Origin of the sequence: Pseudomonas sp. PDM05 (assembly GCF_014851685.1) — a bacterium.
GTDB lineage: Bacteria > Pseudomonadota > Gammaproteobacteria > Pseudomonadales > Pseudomonadaceae > Aquipseudomonas.
Window position 1 is genome coordinate 164,922 of record NZ_JACVAC010000003.1, and the last position, 13,015, is coordinate 177,936.

Here is a 13,015-nt window from a genome sequence, read left to right on the forward strand (position 1 = left end):
TTTTTCTGCACAAAAAAGCAAAACCCCGCCAGAAAAAGGCGGGGTTCTCACTGGCCTCGATGAGTTGAGGCGTAGCCGGACACTACCACAGCGTCACAAATAAACAAGACGACGTCAGGCGCCAGCCCTGCGCTGCTCGGCCTCGGCGCAAATCACCCGGCGCCGCGCATCGTCGGCGGAGCGCCATTCACGGATGTCTTCGACGTGACGGAAGCAGCCGCGGCAGACTTTTTCCTCGTCCAGGCGACACAAACTGATACAAGGTGACGGCACCGCCGGGCTGACATTGCTGAACAGCGGCTTGGGCGGACGTACGGGAGCGGGCTGCGTCACCATCAGATCTCGTCGAAGTCCAGCTCGGCGCCGGTGTATTCGTGGACCAGGCGCGCAAGCATTTCGCCCAACAACTCTTCACTCTTGTCGCACTGCCATTTGCCGCTTTCTTCGTCGTAGTCGAAGTGCACGCCACCGGAACGCGCCGCCAGCCACAGCTGACGCAGCGGCTCCTGGCGGCTGAAGATCAGTTGTTGGCCACTCTCGAACTTGACGGTCAGCACGCCAGCCGAATTCTCCAGGTCTACATCCAGGCCGCTGTCGTCGAAAATATCTTCCAGCGCCTGCTGGGTCGCATCCACCAAGTCGTGAAAACGGGCTTCGGTCAAACTCATTGTGGCAACCTCAAAAGTGTCTGGTTTTGCTCAAGCGCCGCACGATACGGGCGAGCCCGGCCGATTGCAAAGGATACCGATTCCATCGCGATTGGCGGTATGAAATATCCCCAGTCAGCGTAGTCCGCTTCGCAGCCATCTCGGCAAACCCCCGCCGGACGGGTATTTCAGCGCATAGGCAAGCTGGCGGGTGGTCGGTATACTCGGGCGCAATTAATGCATATTCAAGGATTTCGCCATGAAGCGCCTGATCTCTTCCCTTGCTGCGCTCGTCGCGGTCGCTTGCCTCGTTAGTGCCTGTGGTCAAAAAGGCCCGCTGTACCTGCCCGACGACAGCAAAGACCCGAATGAACAGGCGCAATCGTCGCAAAAATCTGCAAAAGCGCATAAGCACGACACCTACTAAGGGACATTCATGGACGCTTTTAACTACCGGAACGGCGAGCTGTTCGCGGAAGGCGTGGCGCTGTCCGCGATTGCCGAACGTTTTGGCACCCCGACCTACGTGTACTCCCGTGCGCACATCGAAGCCCAATACCGCAGCTTTGCCGACGCGCTGGAAGGCACGCCGAGCCTGGTGTGCTACGCGGTCAAGGCCAACTCCAACCTGGGTGTACTGAATGTCCTGGCGCGCTTGGGCGCTGGTTTCGACATCGTCTCCCGTGGCGAGCTCGAACGTGTACTGGCCGCCGGCGGCCAGGCTGACAAGATCGTATTCTCCGGCGTGGGCAAGAGCCGCGACGACATGCGCCGCGCCCTCGAAGTCGGCGTGCACTGCTTCAACGTCGAATCCACCGACGAGCTGGAACGCCTGCAAGTGGTGGCCGCCGAGATGGGCGTTCGCGCGCCGATCTCCCTGCGCGTCAACCCGGACGTCGACGCCGGCACCCACCCGTACATTTCCACCGGTCTCAAAGAGAACAAGTTCGGCATCGCCATTGCCGACGCCGAGGACGTGTACATCCGCGCCGCCCAACTGCCAAACCTGGAAGTACTGGGTGTCGACTGCCATATCGGCTCGCAACTGACCACCCTGCCACCGTTCCTCGACGCCCTCGACCGCCTGCTGGCACTGGTCGACCGCCTCGGTGAGTGCGGCATCTACCTGCACCACATCGACCTCGGTGGTGGCGTAGGTGTGCGTTACCGCGATGAAGAGCCGCCGCAGATCGCCGACTACATCAAGGCTGTGCGCGAGCGCATCGAAGGCCGTGGCCTGGCGCTGCTGTTCGAGCCGGGCCGCTACATCGTCGCCAACGCCGGCGTGCTGCTGACCCAGGTCGAGTACCTCAAGCACACCGAACACAAGGATTTCGCCATCGTCGACGCGGCGATGAACGACCTGATCCGCCCAGCGCTGTACCAGGCCTGGATGAACGTCACCGCCGTGACCCCTCGCGACAGCGAAGCGCGCGCCTACGACATCGTCGGCCCGATCTGCGAGACCGGCGACTTCCTGGCCAAGGATCGTCAGCTGGCCCTGGAAGAAGGCGACCTGCTGGCCGTGCATTCGGCCGGTGCCTACGGGTTTGTCATGAGTTCCAACTACAACACCCGCGGGCGTACCGCCGAGGTGCTGGTGGACGGTGATCAAGCGTTTGAAGTGCGTCGCCGCGAGACGGTAGCCGAGTTGTATGCTGGCGAAAGCCTGCTGCCGGAGTAAGCCATGCTGCTGCGTTTTACCAAGATGCACGGGCTGGGCAATGATTTCATGGTCCTCGACCTGGTCAGCCAGCACGCGCATATCCTGCCCAAACACGCTAAACAGTGGGGCGACCGCCACACCGGCATCGGTTTCGACCAATTGCTGATCGTCGAGGCGCCGAGCAACCCGGAGGTGGATTTCCGTTACCGGATCTTCAACGCCGACGGCTCCGAAGTGGAACAGTGCGGCAACGGCGCGCGCTGCTTTGCGCGCTTTGTGCTGGACAAGCGCCTGACCGCCAAGCGCCAGATCCGCGTCGAGACCAAGAGCGGCGTGATCGAACTGGACGTCCGCAACGACGGCCAGATCAGCGTCAACATGGGCGCGCCACGCCTGGTGCCGGCGGACATTCCGTTCCAGGCCACCGAGCAAGCCGCCAGCTACACGGTCGACGTCGACGGGCAGAGTGTCGAGCTGGCCGCCGTGTCCATGGGCAACCCCCATGCGGTACTGCGGGTCCACGACATCAATAACGCGCCCGTACACGAATTGGGGCCCAAGCTCGAACACCACCCGCGCTTTCCGGCCCGGGTCAACGTAGGTTTCCTGCAGGTGATCGACCGTTCCCGCGCGCAATTGCGTGTCTGGGAACGCGGTGCCGGCGAAACCCAGGCTTGCGGCACCGGTGCTTGCGCCGCTGCCGTGGCCGCGATCAGCCAGGGGTGGATGGATTCGCCGCTGTTGATCGACCTGCCTGGCGGACGTCTGTCCATCGAATGGGCAGGCCCTGGCCACCCGGTACTGATGACCGGGCCGGCCTCGCGTGTATACGAAGGACAGGTCCGTCTATGAGTGAGCCCAGCCAATGACCGATAAGCCTCAAGTACCCGCACAAGCATCCCCGAGCGACAGTCTGGAGGCCGCTGCCGTCGCGGCGTACCTTGAGGCTAATCCGGACTTCTTCGTCGAACACGAGGAGCTGCTGCCGGCCTTGCGCATCCCCCACCAGCGCGGCGACACCGTGTCGCTGGTGGAGCGGCAGATGAAGATCCTGCGCGAGCGCAACATCGAAATGCGCCACAAGCTCTCGCACCTGATGGACGTGGCCCGCGACAACGACCGCCTGTTCGAGAAAACCCGCCGCCTGATCCTCACACTGATGGACGCCACCAGCCTGGAAGAAACGGTGATCGCCGTGGAAGACAGCCTGCGCCAGGATTTCCAGGTGCCCTTTGTCAGCCTGATCCTGTTCAGCGACAACCCGATGCCGGTGGGGCGCTGGGTCAGCGGTGCCGAAGCACAGACCGCCATCGGCGGCCTGCTGTCCGAAGGCAAGACCATCAGCGGCACCCTGCGCGAGCATGAGCTGGACTTCCTGTTTGGCGCCGAACAGCGCAAGCAGATCGGCTCCACTGCCGTCGTCGCCCTCAGCCATCAAGGCCTGCATGGCGTTCTCGCCATCGCCAGCCGCGACCCGGCGCACTACAAAAGCTCGGTGGGTACGTTGTTCTTGACCTACATCGCCGAAGTGCTGGGCCGCGTCCTGCCGCGTTTCACCACCGCCCTGCGCGCGGTGCGCTAGGCATGGAACGGCAACTGGACGCTTACTGCGCTCACCTGCGCAGCGAGCGCCAGGTGTCGCCCCACACCCTGGAAGCCTATCGGCGCGACTTGAACAAGGTCCTGGCGTACTGCGAAAAACAGCAGATCGCCAGCTGGAAGGCCCTGGACATCCAAAGCCTGCGCAGCCTGATTGCCCGCCTGCACCAGGCCGGCCAATCCTCGCGCAGCCTGTCGCGCCTGCTGTCGGCGGTGCGCGGCCTGTATCACTATCTCAATCGCGAAGGCCTGTGCGAGCACGACCCGGCCAATGGCCTGTCACCGCCCAAAGGCGAGCGACGCCTGCCCAAGACCCTCGACACCGACCGCGCCCTGCAATTGCTCGACGGTGCGGTCGAGGACGACTTCCTGGCCCATCGCGACCAGGCGATCCTCGAACTGTTCTATTCCTCAGGTCTGCGCCTGTCGGAACTGACCGGCCTGAACCTGGATCAACTGGACCTGGCGGACGGCCTGGTGCAAGTGCTCGGCAAAGGCAGCAAGACCCGCGTGCTGCCGGTGGGCCGCAAAGCCCGCGAAGCCCTGCAACTGTGGCTGCCGCTGCGGTTGTTGACCAACCCGGCGGACGACGCGGTGTTTGTCAGCCAACAAGGCCGACGCCTGGGGCCACGTGCCATCCAATTGCGCGTCAAGGCGGCGGGCGAGCGTGAATTGGGCCAGAACCTGCACCCGCACATGCTGCGCCACTCCTTCGCCAGCCATTTGCTCGAATCATCCCAGGACCTGCGCGCGGTGCAGGAACTGCTCGGCCACGCCGACATCAAGACCACGCAGATCTACACCCACCTGGATTTCCAACACCTGGCAACGGTGTACGACAGCGCCCATCCACGGGCCAAACGCATCAAGGGCGGCGACTCATGAGTATCAAGCTGATCACCTTCGACCTGGACGACACGCTCTGGGACAACGTACCCGTCATCATCAGCGCCGAAGCGTCGATGCGTGAATGGCTGGCGACCCACGCCTCGAAGGTCGGCGACTTGCCCCTGGAGCATTTCGCCAGCCTGCGCCAGCAGGTGCTGGAGCGCCATCCGGAGCTGAAGCACCGCATCAGCGTGCTGCGCCACCGGGTGTTGATGCATGCCTTTGAAGAGGCCGGTTATCCACAGCCCGAGGCCACACAAATGGCCGACGTGTGTTTTGAGGCGTTCATTCATGCGCGTCATCAGCTCACCCCGTTCCCTGAAACCGAACCGATGCTGCAAGCGCTGCGTCAGCACTTCCTGCTGGGGGTAATCACCAACGGCAATGCCGATGTGCAGCGCGTTGGCCTGGCCGACTACTTCCACTTTGCCCTGCGCGCCGAAGACATCGGAATTGCCAAGCCAGATGCGCGATTGTTTCAGGAAGCTATGAAGCGCGGCGGCGTGGAGGCCAGTGCGGCGGTGCATATCGGCGATCATCCAGGGGATGACATTGCCGGGGCGCAGCAGGCGGGGTTGCGGGCGGTGTGGTTCAACCCGAAGGGCAAGGTGTGGGATGCAGATAAGCGCCCGGATGCCGAGATTCGTAACCTGGCGCAATTGCCAGAGTTGCTTCGCGGCTGGCAGTAAAAACGCAGATCAAACCTGTGGGAGCGGGCTTGCTCGCGAATGCGGTGTGTCAGTCAGCACATCCGTAACTGACAGACTGCATTCGCGAGCAAGCCCGCTCCCACATTGGGTATGCGGTGGGCCTTAGGAAATTATTCCAGACATGAAAAAGCCCGCAGCGACGGCGGGCTTTTCTTACAAGCAGGTGGCTGACCTCAGATAGGTCGGCTGCCGTACTTGTTATCCGGCTTCTTCGGTGGATCCGCCACCACGTTGGCCTCGACTTCCTGCACTTTGCCGCCTTTGGCGAGGAATTCTTCCATCGCGCGGGCCAGCGCATCGCGCTCTTTGTTCTTGGCTTCAACGCTCGGCAGTTCATCTACCGAAACGGCGGCCTTGGCTTTGCCTTTGGCCTTGGGAGCAGCAGCGTCGTCGCCACTGTCATCGACCTCGTCGGCACTGCCATCATCCGCTGCAACTTCAAGACCTTCATCGGTCTCGTCGTCATCACCTACTTCGAGGTCGTCGTTTTCCAGATCATCGTCGCTCATGTTCTACCTCATGACTTGCGAAAAGCAGATTAGTTATAGCCCAGCTTCATCCCCTGTCGAGGCCGCTGGAAAAAAATCAACATCCACCGGATAACCAGTGGCTTATGCCCCATCACCGTGCAAGATGGCGAGGACTTTACGAGCACCGCCGTGTTCACGCTGCTCGCCGGATAAATACAGTTCTGCGCCCATCGGCGCGCATTCTAGCGCGCTCAGGGAAAAAACAAAGTGCCGAATACGCCTACATGCCTGTAAGACATTCGCATGCTTGAAAGTGGCTTGTGTGCCCCATCACAAACACAACGCAAAAACCGTTACAGCGTTGAGACACTGACAAACGCCAGGCAAAAAAATGCCCGGCAAGCCGGGCATCTTTTTTCCGCGTACTTACAAGTTGTAGCCGCGTTCGTTGTGTTGTGCCAGGTCGAGGCCGACAGCCTCTTCCTCTTCGGTAACCCGCAGGCCCATGACCATGTCCAGCACCTTGAGGATGATGTAGGTCACGATCGCCGTATAGATCACGGTGAAGCCGACACCTTTGCACTGGATCCAGACCTGCGCAGCAACGTCAGTCACGGTGCCGAAGCCGCCCAGGGCTGGCGCTGCGAACACACCGGTCAGGATTGCACCGACGATACCGCCGATACCGTGCACACCGAAGGCGTCCAGGGAGTCGTCGTAGCCCAGCTTGCGCTTGAGGCTGGTAGCGCAGAAGAAGCAGACCACACCGGCCACCAGGCCGATCACCAGGGCGCCCATCGGGCCCACGGTGCCTGCGGCTGGCGTTACAGCAACCAGGCCGGCCACGACACCCGAGGCAATGCCCAGTGCGCTTGGCTTACCATGGGTGATCCACTCGGCGAACATCCAGCCCAGCGCCGCAGCAGCGGTCGCGATCTGGGTGACCAGCATCGCCATACCGGCGGTGCCGTTGGCCGCAGCGGCGGAACCGGCGTTGAAGCCGAACCAGCCCACCCACAGCATGGCCGCGCCGATCAGGGTGTAACCCAGGTTGTGCGGGGCCATCGGGGTGGTCGGGTAGCCTTTGCGCTTGCCGAGCACGATGCACGCCACCAGGCCAGCCACACCGGCATTGATGTGCACCACGGTACCGCCGGCGAAGTCCAGCACGCCCCAGTCCCACAGCAGGCCACCGTTACCGCTCCAGACCATGTGCGCGATCGGCGCATAGACCAGGGTGAACCAGATCGCCATGAAGATCAGCATCGCGGAGAACTTCATGCGCTCGGCGAAGGCACCGACGATCAGCGCCGGAGTGATGATCGCGAAGGTCATCTGGAAGGTGATGAACACCGCCTCGGGGAACAGTGCCGCAGGTCCGGTGATGCTGGCCGGGGTCACGCCCGCCAGGAACGCCTTGCCCATGCCGCCGAAGAAGGAGTTGAAGTTGACGACGCCCTGCTCCATCCCGGTCGTATCAAAGGCGATGCTGTAGCCGTAGACGACCCACAGGATGCTGATCAGGCCGGTGATGGCGAAGCACTGCATCATCACGGAAAGAATGTTTTTGGAGCGCACCATGCCGCCGTAGAACAGCGCCAGGCCTGGAATGGTCATGAACAGCACCAGCGCGGTGGATGTGAGCATCCACGCCGTGTCGCCGGAATTGAGGACTGGAGCAGCCACTTCGTCTGCCGCCATGGCCAGGCTTGGCATTACGATGGACAACAGGGCTCCTAGCCCTGCGAATTTACGCAGAGTCATATTGTTTTCTCCTGGGGCGTTGGGGTTTGGCGGCTTAGATTGCGTCGGTATCGGTTTCGCCGGTACGGATGCGAATAGCCTGTTCCAGATTGACCACGAAGATCTTGCCGTCACCGATCTTGCCGGTGTTGGCCGCCTTGGTTATCGCCTCGATAACCCGGTCAAGATCCTTGTCGTCAATGGCGACATCAATCTTCACCTTCGGCAGGAAATCGACTACGTATTCCGCGCCGCGATACAGCTCGGTGTGACCCTTCTGCCGACCGAAGCCTTTGACCTCAGTAACGGTAATGCCCTGCACGCCGATCTCGGACAACGACTCGCGTACATCGTCCAACTTGAACGGCTTGATGATGGCAGTGACTAGCTTCATGAAAACTCTCTCCCGAATTGGTGGACTTGCCCCAGGAAAACAAACCCGTCTCAAGTCTAAGCGCAGTGCCTGGCTTTGTAACGCATCGTCTCAACGGCAGTTGCCATTGCGACACCAGCGAACCACTGGTGACGAAACCTGTACCCCTGATCCGTCGGCGCACTGCATTCGTCACAGCGACTGCATCAGTGCATGGGTCATGATCGTCTAAGCAGAAACCTTGCCAGCTCCGTAAAAATCACTGAAATCAGTCCTTTGCCCACTTTTGCCCACCTTCGGGGCTTTTTGGCGGCTGTATTGCGCACAAAAACAGTGCGCCGCCGGACGGCACGTTGCGCGAAAAGCGTGCGCCCCACGCAGTGAAAAAGACTATAGACGCTGCGTGATACACTGCCGGCCAACAGTTATTCCGGAATATTTCCCATGCTCGCGCCCAAAGATCTCCTCGACGCCCTGAGCGGCCATGCCTCTCGCCTGTTCAGCGGCGACACCCCGCTGCCCCGCAACGAAATCGAAAGCCAGTTCAAGGCGCTGCTGCAAAGCGGCTTCAGCAAGCTCGACCTGGTGAGCCGGGAAGAGTTTGACAGCCAGATGGTCGTGCTGGCCCGCACACGTGCGCGGCTGGAGAGCCTGGAAGCGAAGGTCGCCGAACTGGAAGCACGATTGACGCCGCCATCTGCTGAATAAACGCGGCCCATTGTGGGAGCGGGCTTGCTCGCGAAGGCGGGGTGTCAGTCTCCGAGTTTATTGACTGACCCACCGCCTTCGCGAGCAAGCCCGCTCCCACATTTGGCCCCGTCGCTCTCTGGATACGTTCTGTAAAACCTCCCGCCATCGATAGTTTCACTCCTCGTCTACCCTTGAAAAACCCGCAGGATGCGGCCCCCATTTCAAGGAACGAGCATGTCCCTCGCCATCGTCCACAGTCGCGCCCAGGTCGGCGTCGAAGCCCCTTCCGTCACCGTTGAAGTGCACATGGCCAATGGTCTGCCGTCCCTCACCCTGGTGGGCTTGCCCGAAACCGCGGTCAAGGAAAGCAAGGACCGCGTACGCAGTGCCATCCTCAACAGCGCGCTGCAATACCCGGCCCGGCGCATCACCCTCAACCTCGCGCCCGCCGACCTGCCCAAGGACGGCGGGCGGTTTGACCTGGCGATTGCCCTGGGAATCCTCGCGGCCAGCGTGCAAGTGCCGGCGTTGATGCTCGATGAGGTCGAATGCCTGGGTGAACTGGCCTTGTCGGGCGCCGTGCGGGCGGTCAAGGGCGTGTTGCCGGCGGCATTGGCCGCGCGCAAGGCTGGACGCACCGTGATAGTGCCGCGGGCCAATGCCGAGGAAGCCTGCCTGGCGTCGGGGCTGAAGGTGATTGCAGTGGATCATTTGCTGCAAGTGGTGGCCCATCTGAACGGGCACCAGCCCATTGAGCCCTACAAGTCCGATGGTTTGTTGTACCTGAACCGACCTTACCCGGACCTGAGCGAGGTACAGGGCCAACTCGCCGCCAAGCGCGCCTTGCTGATCGCCGCCGCCGGCGCGCACAACCTGTTGTTCAGCGGCCCGCCGGGCACCGGCAAGACCCTGCTTGCCAGTCGCTTGCCGGGCCTGCTGCCGCCGTTGAGTGAGCAGGAAGCCCTGGAGGTCGCCGCGATTCAATCGGTGGTCAGCCTGGAGCCGTTGAGCCATTGGCCCCACCGGCCGTTCCGCCAGCCGCACCATTCAGCATCGGGGCCGGCGCTGGTCGGCGGCGGGTCGAAACCGCAGCCAGGGGAAATCACCCTGGCGCACCACGGCGTGTTGTTCCTGGATGAATTGCCGGAGTTCGACCGTAAGGTCCTGGAGGTACTGCGCGAGCCCCTGGAGTCAGGGCATATCGTCATCTCCCGCGCCCGCGACCGGGTGAGTTTCCCGGCGCGCTTTCAACTGGTGGCCGCGATGAACCCCTGCCCCTGCGGCTACCTGGGCGATGCCAGCGGACGCTGTCGCTGCACACCGGAACAGATCCAGCGCTATCGCAACAAACTCTCCGGCCCGCTGCTGGACCGCATCGACCTGCACCTGACCGTTGCCCGGGAAGCCACCGCATTGAACCCCACGCCGCAAAGCGGCGACAACACGGCCACCGCCTCGGCGCAGGTTGCCCAGGCGCGGGAGCGCCAACACAACCGCCAGCGCTGCGCCAACGCCTTCCTGGATTTGCCCGGGCTGCGCCGCCACTGCGCGCTGTCCAGGCCGGATGAAGCGTGGCTGGAAAGCGCGTGCGAGCGTTTGACCCTATCCCTCAGGGCCGCCCACCGGCTGTTGAAAGTCGCCCGCACCCTGGCGGACCTGGAGTGTGTGGACACCATCACCCGCCCGCACCTGGCCGAAGCGCTGCAATACCGGCCAGTCGCCTGCGGCCAGGCCGATCAACGGTAGACCGGGTGACGCCGGCACAGCGCAATCACCTGTTCGCGCACATGATGGGTGACTTTATCGCTGTCATCGCGCTCCATTGCGTCAAGCACATCGCACAGCCAGCCGGCCAACTGTTCGCATTCGAATACGCCGAAACCACGGGTGGTGACGGCCGGCGTGCCAATGCGCAGGCCCGAGGTCACAAACGGCGAACGTGGATCGTTGGGCACCGAGTTCTTGTTGGCGGTGATGTAGGCGTTGCTCAAGGCCGCGTCGGCTTCCTTGCCGGTGTAAGGCCGGTCGGACAAGTCGATCAGCATCATGTGGTTATCGGTGCCGCCCGAGACGATCTTGTACCCGCGCTGCTGCAACACCGCAGCCATCGCCCGGGCATTGGTCACCACCTGGGCCTGGTAGGTCTTGAACTCAGGCGTCAGCGCTTCCTTGAACGCGACCGCCTTGGCCGCGATCTGGTGCATCAACGGTCCCCCCTGAACCCCCGGGAACACCGCCGAGTCGAGCTTCTTGTAAAACGCTTCGTCTTGCCCCTTGGACAGGATCAGGCCGCCCCGAGGACCGCGCAGCGTCTTGTGCGTGGTGCTGGTGACCACATGGGCATGGGGCAATGGGTCCGGGTATTCACCGGCGGCGACCAGCCCGGCGACGTGCGCCATGTCGACCCAGAAGATCGCCCCGACCTTGTCGGCAATTTCGCGCATGCGCGCCCAGTCCTTGTATCGCGAGTAGGCCGAGAAACCACCGATCAACATCTTCGGCCGTGTTTCCAAGGCAATGCGCTCCATCTCGTCGTAGTCGAGCAGGCCTGTCTTTGGATCGAGGCCATACGGCACGATCTTGTAATGACGGCCGGAAAAGTTCGACGGGTTACCGTGGGTCAGGTGACCCCCCTGGGCCAGGTTCATGCCCATCACCGTGTCGCCGGGGTTGATCAGCGCCAAGAATACAGCGGCGTTCGCCTGGGCACCGGCATGGGGCTGCACGTTGGCGTAGTCGCAATCGAACAGCGTCTTGACCCGCTCGATGGCCAGCCGCTCGGCCACGTCGACGTATTCGCAGCCGCTGTAATAACGCTTGCCCGGGTACCCCTCGGCGTACTTGTTGGTCAGCACCGTGCTCTGGATTTGCATCACCAGGGGACTTGCATAGTTTTCGGAAGCGATCAGCTCGACATGGTCTTCCTGGCGATGTTCTTCGTTATGAATCGCCTCGCACAGCTGAGGGTCGAAAGCTTTAAGGGTCAACGTTGAGTCGTACATGGTGAAGAGGTCCTTGAGTGAAAAGTCAGGCGCTGTGGGCCAGGAGTCGAGTGACACGCTCGGCGATGTCGTCGATCTGCGCGTCGTCGCAGATCAGCGGCGGCAGCAGGCGGATAGTGGTGCCCCGCGTCACGGTGATCAGCAGGTGTTGTTCGTCACGCGCGCGTCCCACCAGTTCGGCGCACGGGCGATTCAGTTCGATGCCGACCATCAAGCCCAGGCCGCGAATCGATACCACCTCCGGGTGATTGCCCAACGCCTCCTGCAACGTGGCCAACAGGCGCCGCCCCGAGACGGCCGCACGCAGCGGGATCTGGTCCCGCGCCATGATGTCGACCACCGTGCACCCGACCCGGCAGGCCAGCGGGTTGCCGCCAAACGTGGAGGCATGGTGGCCGGGCGAAAACAACTCGGCGGCCTTGCCCCGCGCCAGGCAGGCGCCAATGGGAAAGCCATTGCCCAGCGCCTTGGCCAGGGTGATCACATCCGGTACGACCTGCGCGTGCTGGAAACCGAACCAGGCACCTGTGCGGCCCATGCCGGTCTGCACTTCATCGACCATCATCAGCCAGTCATGGGCATCGCATAGTTCTCGCAGGGCATGCAGGTACTCGCGGGACGCCGGGTGTACACCGCCCTCGCCCTGCACCGGCTCGACCAGCACCGCGACGATGTCGGGATATTGCTCGGCCACTGCGCGAATGGCGTCGATGTCGTTGTAGGGCACGCGGATAAAACCTGGCATCAACGGTTCGAAGCCGCGCTGCACCGCAGGGTTGCCGGTGGCGGCCAACGTGGCGAGGGTGCGCCCGTGAAAGCTGTTTTCCATCACCACGATCTGTGGCTGCGCGACCTGCCGGGCGTTGCCGTGCAAGCGCGCCAGCTTCAGCGCGGCTTCGTTGGCTTCCGCACCGGAGTTGCAGAAAAACGCGCGCTGCATGCCGGACAAACCGCACAAGCGCTCGCCCAACCGCGCCTGCCATTCGATCTGGAACATGTTGGTGGTGTGCAGCAACTGGCCGGCCTGCTCGGCAATGGCCGCGGCGATTTCCGGGTTGGCGTGACCCAGGCTGGTCACCGCGACGCCCGCAATGGCATCCAGGTATTGGACGCCCTGCGTATCCCAAAGATAGGGCCCCTCGCCACGGGTGAACGCGACCGGTTGGCGGGCATAGGTGTGCATGAGGTACGCGGGTGCAGAAGACATCACGGGGTTTCCTTGCAAGT

15 protein-coding genes are annotated in these 13,015 nt (G+C 62.5%); 8 read left to right on the plus strand and 7 right to left on the minus strand.

Annotated elements, in window-relative coordinates; translation table 11 throughout:
- Window positions 1-114 precede the first annotated feature (114 nt).
- Complete coding sequence (locus IB241_RS08340) at window positions 115-333, minus strand: DUF1289 domain-containing protein (protein WP_192298242.1); 219 nt, start codon at window positions 331-333, stop codon at window positions 115-117.
- A 2-nt stretch (window positions 334-335) separates the two neighbouring features.
- A complete protein-coding gene (gene cyaY / locus IB241_RS08345; RefSeq protein ID WP_027608321.1) occupies window positions 336-668 on the minus strand; it encodes an iron donor protein CyaY in 333 nt (110 codons plus the stop codon).
- 238 nt (window positions 669-906) lie between these two features.
- Between cyaY and lptM the strand changes: the two genes are divergently transcribed.
- Genes lptM through IB241_RS08375 form a run of 6 tightly spaced genes read left to right on the plus strand, consistent with a single transcriptional unit; the run spans window position 907 to window position 5,489 of the window.
- Complete coding sequence (lptM, locus tag IB241_RS08350; protein WP_192297971.1) at window positions 907-1,074, plus strand: LPS translocon maturation chaperone LptM; 168 nt, start codon at window positions 907-909, stop codon at window positions 1,072-1,074.
- 9 nt (window positions 1,075-1,083) lie between these two features.
- On the plus strand, window positions 1,084-2,331 hold the full coding sequence (gene lysA, locus IB241_RS08355; protein ID WP_192297972.1) for a diaminopimelate decarboxylase: 1,248 nt from the start codon (window positions 1,084-1,086) through the stop codon (window positions 2,329-2,331).
- A gap of 3 nt (window positions 2,332-2,334) precedes the next feature.
- On the plus strand, window positions 2,335-3,165 hold the full coding sequence (gene dapF, locus IB241_RS08360; protein ID WP_192297973.1) for a diaminopimelate epimerase: 831 nt from the start codon (window positions 2,335-2,337) through the stop codon (window positions 3,163-3,165).
- 13 nt (window positions 3,166-3,178) lie between these two features.
- A complete protein-coding gene (locus IB241_RS08365) occupies window positions 3,179-3,895 on the plus strand; it encodes a DUF484 family protein (protein WP_192297974.1) in 717 nt (238 codons plus the stop codon).
- A gap of 2 nt (window positions 3,896-3,897) precedes the next feature.
- Complete coding sequence (xerC, locus tag IB241_RS08370; protein ID WP_192297975.1) at window positions 3,898-4,797, plus strand: tyrosine recombinase XerC; 900 nt, start codon at window positions 3,898-3,900, stop codon at window positions 4,795-4,797.
- Complete coding sequence (locus tag IB241_RS08375; RefSeq protein ID WP_192297976.1) at window positions 4,794-5,489, plus strand: HAD family hydrolase; 696 nt, start codon at window positions 4,794-4,796, stop codon at window positions 5,487-5,489. Before xerC ends, IB241_RS08375 begins: the two co-directional genes overlap by 4 nt.
- Before the next feature lie 194 nt (window positions 5,490-5,683).
- On the opposite strand, the gene sutA is transcribed toward IB241_RS08375, so the two are convergent.
- From sutA to glnK, 3 genes are all read right to left on the minus strand, one after another.
- Window positions 5,684-6,019 (minus strand): transcriptional regulator SutA, encoded by a 336-nt coding sequence (gene sutA / locus IB241_RS08380; protein ID WP_192297977.1) that lies wholly within the window; start codon window positions 6,017-6,019, stop codon window positions 5,684-5,686.
- Window positions 6,020-6,406: 387 nt separating this feature from the next.
- Window positions 6,407-7,744: an ammonium transporter gene (locus IB241_RS08385; protein ID WP_192297978.1), complete on the minus strand. Its 1,338-nt coding sequence runs from the start codon at window positions 7,742-7,744 to the stop codon at window positions 6,407-6,409.
- Between the two features lie 34 nt (window positions 7,745-7,778).
- The gene (glnK, locus tag IB241_RS08390) at window positions 7,779-8,117 is read right to left on the minus strand and encodes a P-II family nitrogen regulator (RefSeq protein WP_002555808.1); all 339 of its coding nucleotides are present in this window, start codon (window positions 8,115-8,117) and stop codon (window positions 7,779-7,781) included.
- A 423-nt stretch (window positions 8,118-8,540) separates the two neighbouring features.
- On the opposite strand from glnK, the gene IB241_RS08395 reads away from it, so the two are divergent.
- Both IB241_RS08395 and IB241_RS08400 read left to right on the plus strand, forming a co-directional pair.
- The gene (locus IB241_RS08395) at window positions 8,541-8,804 is read left to right on the plus strand and encodes an accessory factor UbiK family protein (RefSeq protein ID WP_071488052.1); all 264 of its coding nucleotides are present in this window, start codon (window positions 8,541-8,543) and stop codon (window positions 8,802-8,804) included.
- A 216-nt stretch (window positions 8,805-9,020) separates the two neighbouring features.
- Window positions 9,021-10,532 (plus strand): YifB family Mg chelatase-like AAA ATPase, encoded by a 1,512-nt coding sequence (locus tag IB241_RS08400; RefSeq protein ID WP_192297979.1) that lies wholly within the window; start codon window positions 9,021-9,023, stop codon window positions 10,530-10,532.
- Here IB241_RS08400 and glyA read toward each other — a convergent pair.
- Together glyA and IB241_RS08410 are read right to left on the minus strand one after the other, a co-directional pair.
- On the minus strand, window positions 10,523-11,788 hold the full coding sequence (gene glyA, locus IB241_RS08405; RefSeq protein WP_192297980.1) for a serine hydroxymethyltransferase: 1,266 nt from the start codon (window positions 11,786-11,788) through the stop codon (window positions 10,523-10,525). The two genes, IB241_RS08400 and glyA, sit on opposite strands and share 10 nt — an antisense overlap.
- A gap of 25 nt (window positions 11,789-11,813) precedes the next feature.
- The gene (locus tag IB241_RS08410) at window positions 11,814-12,995 is read right to left on the minus strand and encodes an aspartate aminotransferase family protein (protein ID WP_192297981.1); all 1,182 of its coding nucleotides are present in this window, start codon (window positions 12,993-12,995) and stop codon (window positions 11,814-11,816) included.
- Window positions 12,996-13,015: the final 20 nt, after the last annotated feature.

What these genes read in the sequence shown, in the direction of transcription:
- glnK (WP_002555808.1), bottom strand. Translation starts at nt 8,117, where the DNA reads ATGAAGCTAGTCACTGCCATCATCAAGCCGTTCAAGTTGGACGATGTA.
- IB241_RS08365 (WP_192297974.1), top strand. Translation starts at nt 3,179, where the DNA reads ATGACCGATAAGCCTCAAGTACCCGCACAAGCATCCCCGAGCGACAGT.
- IB241_RS08400 (WP_192297979.1), top strand. Translation starts at nt 9,021, where the DNA reads ATGTCCCTCGCCATCGTCCACAGTCGCGCCCAGGTCGGCGTCGAAGCC.
- IB241_RS08410 (WP_192297981.1), bottom strand. Translation starts at nt 12,995, where the DNA reads ATGTCTTCTGCACCCGCGTACCTCATGCACACCTATGCCCGCCAACCG.
- IB241_RS08385 (WP_192297978.1), bottom strand. Translation starts at nt 7,744, where the DNA reads ATGACTCTGCGTAAATTCGCAGGGCTAGGAGCCCTGTTGTCCATCGTA.
- sutA (WP_192297977.1), bottom strand. Translation starts at nt 6,019, where the DNA reads ATGAGCGACGATGATCTGGAAAACGACGACCTCGAAGTAGGTGATGAC.
- IB241_RS08375 (WP_192297976.1), top strand. Translation starts at nt 4,794, where the DNA reads ATGAGTATCAAGCTGATCACCTTCGACCTGGACGACACGCTCTGGGAC.
- lptM (WP_192297971.1), top strand. Translation starts at nt 907, where the DNA reads ATGAAGCGCCTGATCTCTTCCCTTGCTGCGCTCGTCGCGGTCGCTTGC.
- glyA (WP_192297980.1), bottom strand. Translation starts at nt 11,788, where the DNA reads ATGTACGACTCAACGTTGACCCTTAAAGCTTTCGACCCTCAGCTGTGC.
- xerC (WP_192297975.1), top strand. Translation starts at nt 3,898, where the DNA reads ATGGAACGGCAACTGGACGCTTACTGCGCTCACCTGCGCAGCGAGCGC.
- dapF (WP_192297973.1), top strand. Translation starts at nt 2,335, where the DNA reads ATGCTGCTGCGTTTTACCAAGATGCACGGGCTGGGCAATGATTTCATG.
- cyaY (WP_027608321.1), bottom strand. Translation starts at nt 668, where the DNA reads ATGAGTTTGACCGAAGCCCGTTTTCACGACTTGGTGGATGCGACCCAG.
- IB241_RS08395 (WP_071488052.1), top strand. Translation starts at nt 8,541, where the DNA reads ATGCTCGCGCCCAAAGATCTCCTCGACGCCCTGAGCGGCCATGCCTCT.
- lysA (WP_192297972.1), top strand. Translation starts at nt 1,084, where the DNA reads ATGGACGCTTTTAACTACCGGAACGGCGAGCTGTTCGCGGAAGGCGTG.